Annotated in this window: 15 protein-coding genes; all 15 read right to left on the bottom strand. The window is 52.3% G+C overall.

Translation table 11 applies throughout. The features are described 5' to 3' along the window. Positions 1-127: 127 nt before the first annotated feature. Positions 128-1,564, bottom strand: a complete 1,437-nt coding sequence (gene cpsB / locus OGV38_RS18865) for a mannose-1-phosphate guanyltransferase (RefSeq protein WP_286474655.1) — start codon at positions 1,562-1,564, stop codon at positions 128-130. After that, positions 1,564-2,790: a colanic acid biosynthesis fucosyltransferase WcaI gene (gene wcaI, locus OGV38_RS18860; RefSeq protein ID WP_103283999.1), complete on the bottom strand. Its 1,227-nt coding sequence runs from the start codon at positions 2,788-2,790 to the stop codon at positions 1,564-1,566. Before wcaI ends, cpsB begins: the two co-directional genes overlap by 1 nt. After that, positions 2,787-3,266, bottom strand: coding sequence for a GDP-mannose mannosyl hydrolase (locus OGV38_RS18855; protein ID WP_153647031.1), 480 nt, complete (start codon positions 3,264-3,266; stop codon positions 2,787-2,789). Before OGV38_RS18855 ends, wcaI begins: the two co-directional genes overlap by 4 nt. A gap of 2 nt (positions 3,267-3,268) precedes the next feature. Next, positions 3,269-4,234, bottom strand: coding sequence for a GDP-L-fucose synthase (gene fcl / locus OGV38_RS18850; protein ID WP_153647030.1), 966 nt, complete (start codon positions 4,232-4,234; stop codon positions 3,269-3,271). A gap of 2 nt (positions 4,235-4,236) precedes the next feature. Further along, entirely contained in the window at positions 4,237-5,358 is a 1,122-nt protein-coding gene (gene gmd / locus OGV38_RS18845) for a GDP-mannose 4,6-dehydratase (protein WP_016156920.1), read from the bottom strand. A gap of 24 nt (positions 5,359-5,382) precedes the next feature. After that, a complete protein-coding gene (wcaF, locus tag OGV38_RS18840; protein WP_016153587.1) occupies positions 5,383-5,937 on the bottom strand; it encodes a colanic acid biosynthesis acetyltransferase WcaF in 555 nt (184 codons plus the stop codon). A gap of 9 nt (positions 5,938-5,946) precedes the next feature. After that, positions 5,947-6,693 carry a colanic acid biosynthesis glycosyltransferase WcaE gene (gene wcaE / locus OGV38_RS18835; protein ID WP_049270706.1) on the bottom strand — a complete coding sequence of 249 codons (747 nt, stop codon included), beginning with the start codon at positions 6,691-6,693 and terminating at the stop codon, positions 5,947-5,949. 5 nt (positions 6,694-6,698) lie between these two features. Next, positions 6,699-7,916, bottom strand: coding sequence for a colanic acid polymerase WcaD (gene wcaD / locus OGV38_RS18830; RefSeq protein WP_286474418.1), 1,218 nt, complete (start codon positions 7,914-7,916; stop codon positions 6,699-6,701). Continuing rightward, positions 7,891-9,108 (bottom strand): colanic acid biosynthesis glycosyltransferase WcaC, encoded by a 1,218-nt coding sequence (gene wcaC / locus OGV38_RS18825; RefSeq protein WP_153647029.1) that lies wholly within the window; start codon positions 9,106-9,108, stop codon positions 7,891-7,893. Before wcaC ends, wcaD begins: the two co-directional genes overlap by 26 nt. Then, entirely contained in the window at positions 9,105-9,593 is a 489-nt protein-coding gene (wcaB, locus tag OGV38_RS18820; protein ID WP_016156923.1) for a colanic acid biosynthesis acetyltransferase WcaB, read from the bottom strand. The genes wcaC and wcaB overlap by 4 nt, the downstream gene beginning before the upstream one ends. 2 nt (positions 9,594-9,595) lie before the next feature. Next, the gene (gene wcaA, locus OGV38_RS18815) at positions 9,596-10,438 is read right to left on the bottom strand and encodes a colanic acid biosynthesis glycosyltransferase WcaA (protein ID WP_016153592.1); all 843 of its coding nucleotides are present in this window, start codon (positions 10,436-10,438) and stop codon (positions 9,596-9,598) included. A 120-nt stretch (positions 10,439-10,558) separates the two neighbouring features. Then, positions 10,559-12,721 (bottom strand): tyrosine-protein kinase Wzc, encoded by a 2,163-nt coding sequence (gene wzc, locus OGV38_RS18810; protein WP_181521138.1) that lies wholly within the window; start codon positions 12,719-12,721, stop codon positions 10,559-10,561. Continuing rightward, a complete protein-coding gene (wzb, locus tag OGV38_RS18805) occupies positions 12,718-13,167 on the bottom strand; it encodes a low molecular weight protein-tyrosine-phosphatase Wzb (RefSeq protein ID WP_181521137.1) in 450 nt (149 codons plus the stop codon). The genes wzc and wzb overlap by 4 nt, the downstream gene beginning before the upstream one ends. A 5-nt stretch (positions 13,168-13,172) precedes the next feature. Further along, on the bottom strand, positions 13,173-14,312 hold the full coding sequence (locus OGV38_RS18800) for a polysaccharide export protein (protein ID WP_029139591.1): 1,140 nt from the start codon (positions 14,310-14,312) through the stop codon (positions 13,173-13,175). Positions 14,313-14,992: 680 nt separating this feature from the next. Then, the gene (locus tag OGV38_RS18795; RefSeq protein WP_000019450.1) at positions 14,993-15,973 is read right to left on the bottom strand and encodes an IS5-like element ISKpn26 family transposase; all 981 of its coding nucleotides are present in this window, start codon (positions 15,971-15,973) and stop codon (positions 14,993-14,995) included. Positions 15,974-16,042 lie beyond the last annotated feature (69 nt).

Below are 16,042 nucleotides of genomic sequence, written 5' to 3'. Positions count from 1 at the left end.
GATTTCCCCTTCTTCAGGCAACAGTTAGCCCTCTCCTGACTGGAGATATTTTTCACAAAATGACTAGCCGTTAGTTTTTAGGCCGGATAAGGTGTTCACGCCGCCATCCAGCAACGATGATGTTGTGTTACGCGCGCCCGTAGCGATCCGCAAACCGCACCACATCATCCTCATCGAGGTAAGATCCGGAGCGCACTTCAATCAGATCGAGCGGGATTTTCCCGGGGTTCTCCAGACAATGGGTCGCCCCCAGCGGAATATAGACAGACTCGTTTTCAGCAAGCAGTTTGATATCATCATTGATTGTCACCTTCGCGGTACCGGCAACCACAACCCAGTGTTCAGCCCGGTGATGATGCATCTGCACAGACAATCCCTCACCAGGCTTGACGGTAATTCGCTTCACCTGGTAACGCTCTCCGGCATCAATTGAGTCGTACTTGCCCCACGGACGATAAACTTCGCGGTGAATATGATGCTCATGACGCCCGTCAGCCTTAATTTGCTCTACCACTTTTTTGACGTCCTGCACCGCGTTGCGATCGGCTATCAGCACCGCGTCTTTGGTCTGCACCACCACCAGATCTTTCACCCCGACGGTCGTCACCAGGCCGGATTCGGCATACACGTAACTGTTTTCCGTTTTGTGGCTTATGACATCGCCGTGATGCACATTGCCTTCAGCGGTATGGGCACTGATTTCCCACAGCGATGACCAGGAGCCAACATCGCTCCAGCCTGCGTTCATTGGCATCACCACCGCATCGGCGGTACGTTCCATTACCGCATAGTCCACAGACTCTTCCGGGCAGGCGAGAAACGCCTGTTCATCAACGCGGATAAAATCGAGATCGGGGTCGACCGTGCTCATGGCGTTCTCACAGGCTTCAAGAATATCGGGACGATACTTTTTCAGTTCTTCCAGATAACGTCCGGCCCGGAACAAGAACATGCCGCTGTTCCAGTAGTAGTCGCCGCTCGTCACGTAAGCCTGCGCGGTTTCCAGATTGGGCTTTTCAACAAACTGTGCCACTTCAAAAGCCACAGCGTCGGTATTCGTCGGCGAGACTTCCCCCCGGCGGATATAGCCATAGCCGGTTTCCGGCTGGTCCGGCACGATACCGAACGTCACCAGCTTACCCGCTCCGGCATAGGGCATCGCATTGCGAACCGCCTCGCGGAATGCCTCTTCGTTGGCAATCATGTGATCGGCCGCCAAGACCAGCAGCAGCGGATCCTCACCCGGACTTTGACGTTTTGCCGCCAGCGCGGCCAGCGCTATCGCCGGTGCCGTGTTACGCCCGGCAGGTTCGAGAATGATGTTCTCAGTCAGTTTGTGCAGCTTTCGTAACTGTTCCGCTACGATAAAACGGTGTTGTTCATTACAGATAACCACCGGGCTTTCGCACTCCACGCCGTTCAGACGGCAAATCGTCGTCTGCAGCATGGTGAGATCGCCTTTCAGGCACAGGAACTGCTTTGGGTACAGCACGCGGGACAGTGGCCATAAACGGCTACCCGAGCCACCGGCCATCACCACCGGAAAGAGTTTGCTTTGACTCATCATGTACCCCGTATATCTGCAAGAAATTGACTCAGCACGTTTTCTTTATCCAGCGTGCGTTCGGCATAATCACGTGCCACCGTGTTTACTTTTGGCATCATCAATGCCCGTTTAATACCGCAAACCAGCGCGTTTACCGACTCCGGCTCCACGCACACCGCAATGCCAGGGTGAGCGTCACAAAGCTGACCCAGCTCGGTTTCAGGTTCGGCAGTAATAACTGCGTTACCACCAACAGCGAGGATATTGGTCAATTTGGAGGGCAGTACGGCATCAGCCGCACCACGCTTTTGCACGACCAGATGACAATCCGCCATCTTGAGCAGCGCAGGCAGCGCGTCATATGATTGCAGCGGAAAGAACATCACGTTGTTCAGGCCGCGTTCGCTGACCATACTCTCCAGCCGCGCTTTACCACCGCCCTGCCCGACAATCACAAACAGCCAGGGGTGTTCGCTCAACTCGACCGCTGCGTCTATCACGCTCTCCAGCCCCTGCTTTTCACCGATATTGCCTGAGTAAAGAACGATCTTTTGATCGGCAGGCAATCCCAGTTGCTGGGACAACGCCAGGGCATCGGCGTCGCTCACATCACGAAAGCGCGTCACTTCTGACCAGTTCGGAAAGAAAATAACCTTGTGCGGCGCAACGCCTTTTTCCATGGCTTTGTGCATCATGGAACGGGAAATCGTCGAAATATGGTCCATATTCAACAGCCCACTGCGCTCAAAGGCGCTGGCCAGTTTTGCCACCATACCGCGCGTGCCTTTGCCCGCCATTCCTAGCCCCAACATGGCATCGACTTCGTAATCCTGAACGTGCAATAGCGTACGTGCGCCACAAAGCTTTGCCAGCAGGCGCATGCCCGGCGTGCAAAACAGCGTCGGCACCACGCCGATAATGCGATCCGGCTTCCAGCAACGTTGCGCCAGTAGCGGGAAAAAACTGCTCAGGGCGAAACTGCCCAAATGCAGCAGGCGCTTGAGCGTTGAGGGTTGCTCAGGCACATACAGCGGACAACGCCAGACGAGGGCGTCGCCCTCTTCGCGACGGTAGCGCCAGGATGAATAACTGCCGTTTACCTTCCACTGGGGATAATAAGGCGGCGCGGTGATCACCCGAACGTCATGCCCCTGCTGCGCCATCCACTCCACCATTTCACCGGTGTATTTGCCGATACCGGTCAACTCCGGCGAATAGTTGATGCCATACACGAGGATCTTCATAGCCCGGGTACTCCGGCCTGACTTGTTTTACAGAAGTAAGCCCGACTGTTGTCGTGCACGTGGTCACTGACCAGAATCTGTGTAGCCGCCATCCATCGGTACGCATCATGTTGGACATTGGGCAGTTGCAAGTCGTTTTCCGACACCCGCAGACGAAATCCCAGCACGATGTAATGCGTTGAGAAATCATCCCCAGAAAAGTTGTCGCCATAGAAGTGCTGCCAGACACCGTAAAACTCCGCAGCGGACAGCGGTAAACGTAACCCCAGCTCCGTTTCGGTAAGCCGCTCAAAGGCCACGTGCAGCGCTTCATCTTTTTGCACCCGACCGCCGGGCACGAACCAGTAACCCTGCGCCGGACGATTGAGACGCTTACCGAGCAAAAATTCACCGTGGGTGTTTTCCACGATCAAATCGATGGAAATCAGCGGAGTTGAACGTACTACGGTGGCAAAATCCTCATGACGTAAAAACATGCTTACCCCCGGTAGCGCTGCTGGTTTTCAAGGAACCACTGCCAGGTACTGGCAATCCCCGCTTCCAGTGATATCTCGTGATACCAGCCCAACTGATGCAGACGCGTAACATCGAGCAATTTGCGCGGCGTTCCATCCGGTTTGCTGGCATCGAACACCACGCGCCCCTTGTAACCCACGACCTGCGCGATGGTTTGCGCCAGTTCGCGGATGGTGCAGTCCACGCCGGTGCCCACGTTGATATGCGACAGCATCGGCTGGGTATATTCCTGCAAGACTTCCTGAGCCAGCTCCATCACGTGGATACTGGCCGCTGCCATATCGTCAACATGCAGAAATTCACGCATTGGCGTCCCGCTTCCCCACACCATCACATCCGGCGTATTGTGCTCGCGAGCGTCATGAAAGCGGCGCAGCAGCGCCGGGATCACATGCGAATTACTCGGGTGGAAGTTGTCATGCGGCCCATACAGATTGGTCGGCATCACCGAGCGATAATCGCGGCCATACTGGCGGTTATACGATTCGCACAGCTTGATCCCGGCAATTTTGGCAATCGCATACGGCTCATTGGTCGGTTCCAGCTGCCCCTGCAACAGCTCGCTTTCGGCTATTGGCTGGGTGGCTTGCTTTGGATAAATACAGGATGATCCGAGGAACAGCAGTTTATTCACGTTATGCAAATGCGCAGCATGAATAATGTTGCTCTCAATCATCATATTTTCATAAATAAAATCAGCTGGATAAGTATTATTCGCCACGATCCCACCGACTTTAGCCGCCGCCAGATAAACCTGGTCAATACGTTCAGTGGCAAAGAACGCCTGCACCGCACTGGCGTCCAGCAGGTTAAGTTGGTCGCGGGTACGCAGCACCAGCTCGACATTATCTCGCTGCGACAATTGTCTGACGATGGCGGACCCCACCATCCCGCGATGGCCCGCCACAAAAATACGTTGTGTCTTCATCCTCAGTACTCCAGCGCGATGGCGACCTCGTAACCGTGCGACTTCAGCAGGGAATGCTTCTTCGCTGCTTCAAGATCGTTGGCAACCATTTCCGAGATCATCTGGCGCAACGTGATTTCCGGCTTCCAGCCCAGTTTTTCATGTGCTTTGGCCGGATCGCCCAGCAGCGTTTCCACCTCTGCCGGACGGAAATAGCGCGGATCGACGGCAATCATGACATCCCCAGGCTTCACACCCGGCGCGTCGTGTCCGGTTACGGAAACCACGATGCCTTTCTCATTCACGCCCTCGCCTTCAAAGCGCAATTTAATCCCCAACTGAGCGGCGGCCATTTCCACAAACTGGCGCACGGAATACTGCACGCCGGTGGCAATCACGAAATCTTCCGGCTTGTCCTGCTGTAGCATCATCCACTGCATCCTGACGTAATCTTTGGCATGCCCCCAGTCACGCAGCGAATCCATATTGCCCAGGTACAGGCAAGACTCCAGCCCCTGCGCGATGTTGGCGATCGCACGCGTAATTTTGCGCGTGACAAAGGTTTCGCCGCGGCGCGGAGATTCGTGGTTAAACAGAATGCCGTTACAGGCATACATACCGTAAGATTCGCGGTAGTTGACGGTTATCCAGTAGGCGTACAGCTTGGCAACGGCATACGGCGAGCGCGGGTAGAACGGCGTGCTCTCTTTCTGCGGGATTTCCTGTACCAGGCCGTACAGTTCAGAGGTGGAGGCCTGATAAAAACGGGTCTTCTTTTCCAGCCCGAGGAAGCGGATAGCTTCCAGCAAACGCAAGGTGCCGATAGCATCGACATCCGCGGTGTATTCCGGTGAATCAAACGACACCGCGACATGACTCATGGCGCCGAGGTTATAGACCTCATCCGGTTGCACTTCCTGTAAAATACGGGTCAGGTTGGAGGAGTCCGTCAAATCGCCATAGTGCAGATGGAATTTGGGATTGCCCGAATGCGGATCCTGATAGATGTGGTCCACTCGTTCGGTGTTGAATGATGAAGCGCGGCGCTTAATACCGTGCACTTCATACCCTTTTTCCAGCAGGAACTCTGCCAGGTAAGAACCATCCTGCCCGGTTACGCCAGTGATGAGAGCGACTTTTGACATGTTATTACCTCTTAAATGATCCCCTCAGGGAGTAACTTTCTCGACGCGTTCGCGTGTGACTATTGCGGGATTTCCCCGACAAACGACATTGGCTGGCAGCGATTTAAATACACTGCTGCGTGCTCCGACGACGGTGCCATCGCCAATCGTCACGCCAGGCGCGACAAAGACATCTGTCGCCAGCCAGCATTTATCACCAACTACAATTGGTGTGGCGTTAATATCAAAATGTTGACTGGCATAATCATGACTCCCGGTGCATAAATAACTTTTTTGCGAAATAACCGCGTGCGCACCAATCGTAATATCACCCAGCGTATATAAAACCGCGTCATCACCCACCCAGGAATAATCTCCCAGGGTTAATTTCCACGGATAAGTAATTTTTACTGAAGGTCGAATAACTACGTTTTTTCCTATTTTTGCGCCAAACATTCGCAATAAAAACGCACGCCAGCGATACATTACCTGTGGGGACCAGCGAAATAATGTGGCTTGCACTGCCCACCATAATTGCACTTTAATGGCACCACCGCCGCGAAAACCTCCCGGCACGTTGAAGCCGCTTAAATCCTGCATAATGTACCCTTACGCTTTTCCATATAAGGTTTTTGTTTTACCAGTTGTGCGCAGACGTAAATATTCTGACAACCCGGTCCAAAAACCTGGCATGTGTAATATCTGGCGCTGTACCTTTTTTGCATCCCGGCACAATTCCAGATTATTCGTCGTTGACACCCCACCCATGGAAAACTCTGACACCAGCCCGCTCAGCTTTTTAAACGCGTAACCTGACTTGTATAATTTGGCTGCCAGCGCGTAATCAGACGATATCTTATATTGCAAATCATAGCGCCAGACATTCAGTCCAGAGAGAGGAAAGAAGATTGCCTGATGGCTGGCGGGAAGGCTGTGATAAATATACCAACCCGGCTTGGCCCGCCGCTTAATTTTGTTACCATTACCGAAATCCAGCAACGCATCGCCAATGACCATCGCTTTATCGCTCTGCGTTTTTAGCTGGCGGATAAAATGAGCAGCATCTGCATGCAGAATATCCCCGGAGTTGAGGAACAGCGCAAACCGCCCGCGCGCCATAGCGATACCTTTGTTCATTGCATCATAGATGCCCTTATCCGGCTCGCTGACAAACCGTAACCGGTGCTCTCCACTGAGCCCTTCAAGAAAGGCCGAGGTACCGTCAGAGGAGCCGCCATCAACAACAATCCACTCAAAACTGATATCACCCGCCTGCGTCAGATGAGCTAACGACGCGTGAGTTTTGACGATCCCTTCCAGATTACGAAAGGCGACGGTAATAATACTGAGCAGCATGCGTTCTACCTCGCTATATTCAGCGCCTTGCGCAAAATAAACGGACATACAATTAAAAATGCGTATTCCGGACTAAATACTGAACCTGTAAAAAACAGCGACAGCGGCGTAAAAAGATAAAGCTGCACCCGATAATTCTGATTATCACCAAACACATTGATCATCATCTTCATGACTTTCCCCATGTACCACAGGGCTAATATCACCGCGAACCATGAGAAATAAATAATCAGCAGATACAAGCCATTGTCTATCGTTTTACCAACATCTGCACCGTTAAAAATTCCGAATGACGCAACATATTCATAAAGTGAGCCGAATCTCACTACCCCATCAACGTTAAGTAACGAATAACCGACCATTACTAATGGTCCCACGATACGATAATACGATGATGAGCCTTCAGTTCCTAAATCTCCAAGCCGTGTCGCGATGTACGGAAACGCAAATATCACACCAACGACAAACACGCTTAATGAGATTATCGCCAGCGGCAACTTCTTTTTTATCGCATCTTTATTCAGATACTGGAACGCCCACTCCAGGAGGTAAAACAAAATAAATGTCATTACCCCTGAAAACGATCCTGATAATATTATCCCTGCCAGAATCATAGCATCGGACTTAGGCGTTTTGATACCAAACTGTTTGATACTGAGCCAAATTGAGATTAACGCCAGAGCGAAGAATGCCGGTTCGAAATAGAGTGCAGTGGTACGCTTCCCACCAAACTTAATAAAGTTCAGAACATAGCTATTGCTGTAAATAAGATATTTCGAAATAACTTCCATTAAACTGCTGCCGCCACTAAGAATTATCTGCGCCATTTCCACCGCAGCTAACCCCACCACCAGGCCCACAACCAGCCAGAAAAAACGCAAGATCTTAATGTAGTTATGCGGCGAAATGGTTTTGAAGCGAATACTCCACACCATACCGATAATCACCACTGTATAGACAAACAGCATTGCGGACGTCACGTACTTGCTGGCATCCAGTGATTGTCCGAACAGATAGTTAAACGCCGTCAGTCCGCCCCCCACGCCCAGCGCAATCATTAATTTTTTAATATTGATGCGCTCGACAAACAGCAACAGCAGAACGGGCAAAAACGTGACGATAGTTATCGGGAAGCTCTCGCCAAGCTGGGCGAGTTTGACGTTAACCAGCAGATAAAGCAGCGGTAGCACCAGATAGCTACAGATTCTGATAGAACGAGACATACTCCTCCAGCATCTGTTGTCCACTGTATGCCACCCGGCTGCGCTGGCTGAACGCGGCAAGCGACGTGTCAAATACCGCCTGCGCAATGTCTGATCTTTTCAGTTGCACCAGGTGCAAAACGTCCGCTTCGCTGAACGTTTTGCCGCCCGATTTCGCCAGCACTTCCTGCGCGGCATCGCTATGCGTAGCAATAACCGGTACGCCGATGGAAAGCGCTTCACACAGAATCAGCGGGTAGTTATCAACGCGCGAGCTGAACACCAGCCCATCCATCTCGTTAAGCGCGCTCATCAACGTGCGCTTATCGCTCTCAAACCCGTGATTGATGACGTTATCCCCGACAAACGGAGAAAATTTGCCGAAGGTATGCAGCTCAATTTTGTCTCCGAGCGCAATCATCGCTCGCACCAGTTGCTGACTGGTTTTTCCGTCATAGCGCAGGTCATGGGCCACCACGGCGATTTTCGGTCTGCCGCTTTCTTCATGGTTAGCGGGAAGTTCGGCAAGAATGGCTTCCGTTGCCACATCGATGCCGTTGTTAATAATGCGGCAACGACCGACGCCATACAGACTGTTGAATGCGTCGGCCACATGCTGACTGGGCGAGATGAACTGGCAGCCCAGTGCCAGCATGGCGCGAAACATCTGCCGTTTACCAGGCAACTGTTGATGGGCTTTATCGATTTTTACCGGCGGATAGTTACTGAGCGTTGGACATTTCTGACAGCCCGTTTTCCAGCTTTCGCAGCCATCGGTAAAGGCACAGCGCCCGGTCACGCTCCAGTGATCGTGCAGCGTCCAGACGAAGGTGATATCCGGTTTATGCGCCTTCACTTTTTGGCAAAAGGCGACCACCTCTTCCAGATTCAACCAGTAGCTGTGCAACACATGAAAATGCAGTACCAGCGGGCCGGAAGTGCGGGTTACCGTACGGTACAACTTGTCGAGATTGCCAAACATGTCGCGGTTCGCGAAACGAAACAGCGCAATGTTCGCCGCCGACGTCAGACGTGGCGTATGTTTGATAACCTGCGGGTAATTCGCATGGCTGACGCTTTTCTTACCGCCTTTGCCATAGCCGTAGACAAAACGCGACGACAACCCTTTTTCCAGCGCCCTCAGATGCAAATCTAACGCTACGCCTGCCGCCCCGCCTTCTGCGAGCCGCACATTAAACTGTAATATTTTCATTTTATTACCTTCACCCGTGCCTTCTCGCCCACGACCAGCGTATTGTCCGGGATGCTATCCACGACGACGCTCCCGGCGCCAATCGTCACGTTATCGCCAATGGCAACGCCGCCAAGCAGAGTGACATTGGCCCCCAGCTCAACGCCGTTACCGATGACCGGACAGGACAGATCGTTGCCGCCAAGATTGCCGATGGTGACGCCGTGGCGCAGGGTGAAATCATCCCCCGCCACCACGTGTTTATTGATCACCACCCCATAGCCATGATGGATGGTGAAACGACGACCAATAGATGCAGCTGCCTGGATTTCATAGCCAAACACGCATTCAGTGATAAGGCGATACATCACCAGCACCGGCGCCGCCCACAGGTTGTTCAAGACATTTTTTTTACGCCAGACGGAGCAAAAATGGGCAATCCGATAGGCCACCACCATGCAGCAGGGTCGCAGACTCCAGCCGTTCGCGCGTAAATCTTCCAGCATACTTAGCGTCCTCGCAGTCCGTCGGCCAGGCGCTTACTATTGCGAACAGAAAGCAGCGTCAGCAACGTGCGCCAGTTCATCCGTTTGTTGCGGATCTGGTAGAGGGTAAACAGCTGATATTTCTTGCTGGCCCGGTCAAATTTGCCTTTGTGCTTACGGTAGAACTGAAAGTAGCCGGAGAATTTATGCGGGGATGAGGTAATACGCATTTCACCGTGATTCACATGCAGGATCTGCGTTGCCTCTTTTACCTTCCACGGTTTGCCATACGCCACCACCATACGCAGGAAAATGTCATAATCCTGCGCCGCTTTCAGCGTGGTATCGAACAGGCATGCTTTAAACCGCCAGGCCCAGGTAAACACCTGATTACCAATAATATTGCGCTTATAAAATTTACGGCGTGAATAAACGGCCTTCGGATAGAGCGGCAAACTGGTCGGCTGCGAATATACTTCGCCTTCACAGACATAGTCATTGGCATACAGAAACGCCCGCGTCACCAGATGATGGCGATAATTAAGAAATACGCTCAGGCGGTTCGGTGTCCATTCATCATCATCATCAATACCCGTAATATATTGCCCACTGGCCTGCATGATGGCCTGATTACGCACCGCGCAGGCTCCGGAGTTAGTGGGATTACGCGTATACGACACACGCGGATCGTTGAGTTCTTCAACAAATTGCTGCAGTTGCTCATACGAGGAAGAGCAATCATCCACAATGATCATCTCCCAGTGAGGATAGTCCTGGCGCAGTACCGATTTAATCGCCCGGATGGCCAGTTGCTGACGGTTCCAGGTGGGCATGTAAATTGAAATTAGCGGGTTGTCTGTCGTCATTTTCGTTTCCCAGATATCCCCGTCATACTTCAAGTTGCATCTGCGTTGGCTTTCCTGCAACTCGAGTTATTTAGGGTATAAATATGTTTTTGTGGGCCGCTATCCGGCAATGTTCGTTACCTATTTCGAATCCGAGGTGTACTCGTATTCGTAGTACCCGTAATCCTGATACCCGCTGGCGCGGCGGAAGATCGAGTTCAGGATCACCCCTTTCACCTGAATGCCGTTTTGCTCAAAGCGACTCAGGCTGGTTTCCACCTCTTTCAGCGTGTTGACCGCGTAACGCGCCACCATCAGCGTGGTTCCAGCGTGACGACCCACGATAGCCGCGTCGGTCACCGCCAGTATTGGCGGGGTATCGATCAGCACCAGGTCATAGTGCGAGCTGGCCCATGCAATCAGTTCGCCAAAGCGTTCACTCATCAGCAACTCGGAGGGGTTGGGGGGAATTTGTCCGCGAGGGATCAGATCAAAATGTGGAATCGATGTCGGTTTCGCGCTGGATGAGATATCCCCCTTGCCGATGAGGATCTCAGACAGACCGTTAACGTTATTGGTCCCCAGCAGCTCGTGGGTATAGCCTTTGCGCATGTCGCAGTCGATCAACAGCACGCGTTTGTTGGTCTGACTAACGACCGCCGCCAGGTTGGCGCAGACAAACGTTTTACCAATTGACGGGCTGACGCCGGTCAGCATCAAGACGTTGTTGCGCGCCTGCATCATGGCAAAGTGCAGGCTGGTACGCAGGCTGCGGACCGCTTCTATCGCAAGATCCGTCGGATTCCCCACTGCCAGCAACTGGCTTTGTTTGTAGCGTTTCACGCCTTTAATGGTCTGCACGTTATCGCGTGCTTTTTGCCATTCTGATAGCGGAATGCTGGCATACACGCTGATACCATGCTCTTCCAGCGCCTGTGGGCTTTCAATGCCGCGATTAAACAGGGAACGCAGCAGTACGCCCACCACTGAAAGCATCAAACCAAGAATGATGCTACCGAGAATAATCAGCGTCGTTTTCGGCTTCAGCACGCCTGGCTGGGCAATCGCGGGATCGACGATGCGTACATCTCCGACCGTACTGGCCTCGGTAATCTTCAGCTCCTGCTGCTTGTTCAGCAGCTGCATATAGACCTGCTGGCCGGACTCCACGTCACGCGTCAGGCGGACAATTTCCTGCTGCGTTTTCGGCATCGCCGTTACGCGCCCGTTCAGCTTGCTTTTCTCATCTTCCAGCGCCTGGCGTTTTTCCAGCAAGGTGCGGTACGCAGGGTGCGCTTTGGTGAACAGCTTGGAAATCTCCGCTTCTTTGAAGGTCAGCTCATTAAGCTGCGCATCAATATTCACCATGGAATCCAGCACCGCTTTGGCTTCCAGCGGCAAATCCACGGAGTCTTTGTCCTGACGAAAGGCATTCAGCTTGTTTTCGGCAACGTCCAGCCGGTTACGTACCTCGGGCAACTGCTTTGCCAGAAACGCCAGACTTTTGGCGGCCTCTTCAGATTTACGCTCCACGTTTTGTTGCAGGTAGTTGCGGGTAATACTGTCAAGGATCTGGCGGATTTGCTCGCGGTCTTCACCGGTAAAGGTCAGGCTCAGTACGCCAGTGTCTTTGCCGGTTTCCGTCACCATCAGATTATTTTGCAAGGTGTTGATCATGCCCAGCGTGGAGAATTTGCTGACGGTAAATTGGCTCCCAGGGCTGGCATGGATCGCCTCGACCAGCATCGTCACGCCGTCATGTTTCAGCACCTGTCCAACCTGCCCCTGGGCGCTAAAACCTCCGTCACTCACCAGCTGATAGCTTTTGTCATTCAGCACGCTTAGCGTGAAGGTCTGTTCATTCATTGCCTTTGGCAGCGTGAAAGTCGTCACGTTAACCGTTTCGTTCTGGCGACCCATCAACCGATCCCACCCCGCGCCAAAAATGGGGAACGTATCTTTGGTAACCGCGATATCCAGGTTGAGATCGTCTACCGTTTTCCCCAATACCAGCCGTGACTGGATGAGCTGAATTTCCGCTTCAGAGGCCGGAGGTTTGTTCGACAACGCCGAGCCAATATCCTGCACCAGTGAATTTCCGGTATTTTGCTCAATTTGCACCAGCGCGTCCGCACTGTAGATCGGAGTGGCAAATAGCGTGTAGACCGCTGCGCATAATGCAAATGCCGCAGTAATGCCAAGCACCCACCAGCGGGCTTCCACCACCGTTGCCACCAGACGACCAATATCGATTTCATCATTGCCCGTTACCGGCGCAGCAGACTGTTTTACTTTTTCTGTCATTGTTTTCCCTGCTCTGCTTTCAGTGCCTGAGCCCATTGGCGTGCAGACCGTTCAAGTAATGCGTACACCGCGTCAAACGCATCACGGCTTTTACGATACGGATCGGGAATTTCGCGCTCGCTGTCCCAGTGACCAAACAACATCACTTTGCCGCGCATCTCCGGCACCATTTCACACAGGGCAGAGATATGGCGTTTTTCCATGGTCAGGATCAGGTCATACTCCCGGCACATTCGTCCCGAGATCTGCCGGGCACAATGATTCTCCAGTGACAGGTTGTGCGCCTGCGCCACGCTGATGGCGCACGGGTCCGCGCCTTTGCCTACCAACGCCCCGAGGCCGGCAGAAGAGACCGTCAACGCCGGGTGAAATTGCCTTAACAAGCGCTCTGCCGTCGGAGAGCGGCAAATGTTCCCCACACAGACAACTAATATTTTGTTAAACATGACGATTACCAGTTGTGAAGGTCGCTGGCCGTGTCCGTCATATAGCGAACACCGCTAATAGTCGGCAGCAACTGATTGATCAAACGGTTCCAGCGAGCAACCGGCGCGGTAGTGACGTACACCACATCGTATGGCTGGAGTCGGAATGACGTCGCCATCACCAGCGATGTCGCATCGGACATATCAAGCTGATAGATATTGGCAATCTTGCCGTTGTTCCCGCCCTCGCCTTTCAATGGACGAATAACGAAAATGCCGCTGGCGTTGGAGGTGGTCAGGTCGATACCTTCCGCGTTGCCGAGTGCTTCGGTGAGCGTCATGCCGCTGAAGTCCATTTTGAGGGTGCTCTGTTTTTTCACTTCCCCCATTACGAAGACTTTCAAATCGTCATTACGCGGAACAAACAGGATGTCGCCAGGATAGAGCAGGCGGTTCTGGCTCAGGTCGCCATTTTGCATTAGCGCTTGCAGTGATATACGTTGCTCCTGCCCTTTATGAGTCAGTACAACGTTGCGCCAGTCTGCCGCCTCGGTGAGACCGCCTGCGGCGTTAATGGCATCGAGAACGGTAAGCGGCACGTTGGTGATGGCCTGCTGGCCGGATTTGTTCACCTGCCCGGAGACATAGGCCTTCTGCGAACGGAAAGCGGCGATATTAACGTCCACCTGCGGGTCAGCAATGTACTTCGCTAAGCGCCCGGTAATATCACTACGAATTTCGGCCAACGTTTTCCCTGACACGCTAACTTTGCCGATGTAGGGGTAAAACATGGTGCCATCAGGCTGCACCCAGTTGCCGGCATCACTTGAGCTACGATACTGTCCGGCCGGCGTGGTGAGTTCAGGATGATCCCAGACGGTAACATTCAGGACATCGCCCGGGCCGACCCGGTACTGATACCCGGCAATCTCCTGGTCGAGAGACATATTAGGCTGCGCAACATTTGGTCGGGGACGTAATTGTTCGACCAGTCGTGGGGTGAGTGGATAAACATTCACCATGCGATCGATATCAAAATCAGCGTCCTGCTGTTTAATCACATCTTTGCCCATCGTAGACATATTGCTGCCCGGAAGCACGGTACAACCGTTTATCAAGATTACCGATACCAATACAGGCATCAATTTAAGTTTGGATTTCATCATTGATTATTTATCACTTTGGCAGAGTAATTATCACGTGCGATCTAAATAGCGACTTCGCCTGTACGCATTTACCTTGCCGTTAATTGAAAAGGAATTTAACTGGTATCTGTCCTAAAAAAAATGAATTCATCTGCGGTCTCTTGACAGAATAATTTAGGCTCGTCTCAGGCGACCAGACACGCTACCGCCCCTGGCTTCATTAGCTACCAATGCACTGATTAATTTAAATTTTTATTTTCCCCTTTATTTTCATCACATTCACAGCGGGAACGCATCAGGAATAGCGCCGCAGGTTGATAAGGAAATATTTATCTTTTGATTATTACCGGAGGAATTGTTGCAGCTAAGCGAATATCAGGCAAGGTAACAAGTTACCGACAACTTGCTTTTAAGATTAATATTAAGCGTTGAATTTGTATATTTTTAGGATTTTATTGATATTGACAACATTAATATATAAATATCCCACCTGCGATATTTCTTAAAGAGCTTTGGATTAATAATATTATTTCCTGTAGTTACATTAAGGCTAAGGAAGGTGCGAATAAGCAGGTCATTTCTTCCCAAGCTGACTCGCTGATTAAAATTTCGCGGATCTGGGCCGATTTTTTTCCCGCAAACACATCGAATCAGCCTATTTAGGCTATTTTTTCCACCATTTCTGGCGTTATTTCCGGTTTTTACTGAGATCTCTCCCACTGACGTATCATTTGGTCCACCCGAAACAGGTTGGCCAGGGTGAATAACATCGCCAGTTGGTTATCGTTTTTCAGCAGCCCCTTGTATCTGGCTTTCACGAAGCCGAACTGCCGCTTGATGATGCGAAACGGGTGCTCCACCCTGGCACGGATGCTGGCTTTCATGTATTCGATGTTGATGGCCGTTTTGTTCTTGCGCGGATGCTGCTTCAAGGTTTTTACCCTGCCGGGACGCTCGGCGATCAGCCAGTCCACATCCACCTCGGCCAGCTCCTCGCGCTGTGGCGCTCCTTGGTAGCCGGCATCGGCTGAGACAAATTGCTCCTCTCCATGAAGCAGATTACCCAGCTGATTGAGGTCATGCTCGTTGGCCGCGGTGGTGACCAGGCTGTGGGTCAGGCCACTCTTGGCATCGACACCAATGTGGGCCTTCATGCCAAAGTGCCACTGATTGCCTTTCTTGGTCTGATGCATCTCCGGATCGCGTTGCTGCTCTTTGTTCTTGGTAGAGCTGGGTGCCTCAATGATGGTGGCATCCACCAAAGTGCCTTGGGTCATCATGACGCCTGCTTCGGCCAGCCAGCGATTGATGGTCTTGAACAATTGACGGGCCAGTTGATGCTGCTCGAGCAGGTGGCGGAAATTCATGATGGTGGTGCGATCCGGCAGGGCGCTATCCAGGGATAATCGGGCAAACAGGCGCATGGAGGCGATTTCGTACAGGGCATCTTCCATGGCACCGTCGCTCAGGTTGTACCAATGCTGCATGCAGTGAATACGCAGCATGGTCTCCAGCGGATAGGGCCGTCGGCCATTGCCCGCCTTGGGATAAAACGGCTCGATGACAGCGGTCATATTCTGCCATGGCAGAATCTGCTCCATGCGGGAGAGGAAAATCTCTTTTCGGGTCTGACGGCGCTTAGTGCTGAATTCACTATCGGCGAAGGTGAGTTGATGGCTCATGATGTCCCTCTGGGATGCGCTCCGGATGAATATGATGATCTCATATCAGGAACTTGTTCGCACCTTCCC

Source organism: Citrobacter sp. Cb080, assembly GCF_030334745.1.
In the GTDB taxonomy this organism is placed as follows: Bacteria; Pseudomonadota; Gammaproteobacteria; order Enterobacterales; family Enterobacteriaceae; genus Citrobacter; species Citrobacter braakii.
This window is presented reverse-complemented; position numbering and strand designations above follow the sequence as displayed.

Coding starts and splice junctions, on each gene's coding strand:
- cpsB (WP_286474655.1), bottom strand. CDS start 1,564: ATGAGTCAAAGCAAACTCTTTCCGGTGGTGATGGCCGGTGGCTCGGGT.
- wcaI (WP_103283999.1), bottom strand. CDS start 2,790: ATGAAGATCCTCGTGTATGGCATCAACTATTCGCCGGAGTTGACCGGT.
- OGV38_RS18855 (WP_153647031.1), bottom strand. CDS start 3,266: ATGTTTTTACGTCATGAGGATTTTGCCACCGTAGTACGTTCAACTCCG.
- fcl (WP_153647030.1), bottom strand. CDS start 4,234: ATGAAGACACAACGTATTTTTGTGGCGGGCCATCGCGGGATGGTGGGG.
- gmd (WP_016156920.1), bottom strand. CDS start 5,358: ATGTCAAAAGTCGCTCTCATCACTGGCGTAACCGGGCAGGATGGTTCT.
- wcaF (WP_016153587.1), bottom strand. CDS start 5,937: ATGCAGGATTTAAGCGGCTTCAACGTGCCGGGAGGTTTTCGCGGCGGT.
- wcaE (WP_049270706.1), bottom strand. CDS start 6,693: ATGCTGCTCAGTATTATTACCGTCGCCTTTCGTAATCTGGAAGGGATC.
- wcaD (WP_286474418.1), bottom strand. CDS start 7,916: ATGTCTCGTTCTATCAGAATCTGTAGCTATCTGGTGCTACCGCTGCTT.
- wcaC (WP_153647029.1), bottom strand. CDS start 9,108: ATGAAAATATTACAGTTTAATGTGCGGCTCGCAGAAGGCGGGGCGGCA.
- wcaB (WP_016156923.1), bottom strand. CDS start 9,593: ATGCTGGAAGATTTACGCGCGAACGGCTGGAGTCTGCGACCCTGCTGC.
- wcaA (WP_016153592.1), bottom strand. CDS start 10,438: ATGACGACAGACAACCCGCTAATTTCAATTTACATGCCCACCTGGAAC.
- wzc (WP_181521138.1), bottom strand. CDS start 12,721: ATGACAGAAAAAGTAAAACAGTCTGCTGCGCCGGTAACGGGCAATGAT.
- wzb (WP_181521137.1), bottom strand. CDS start 13,167: ATGTTTAACAAAATATTAGTTGTCTGTGTGGGGAACATTTGCCGCTCT.
- OGV38_RS18800 (WP_029139591.1), bottom strand. CDS start 14,312: ATGATGAAATCCAAACTTAAATTGATGCCTGTATTGGTATCGGTAATC.
- OGV38_RS18795 (WP_000019450.1), bottom strand. CDS start 15,973: ATGAGCCATCAACTCACCTTCGCCGATAGTGAATTCAGCACTAAGCGC.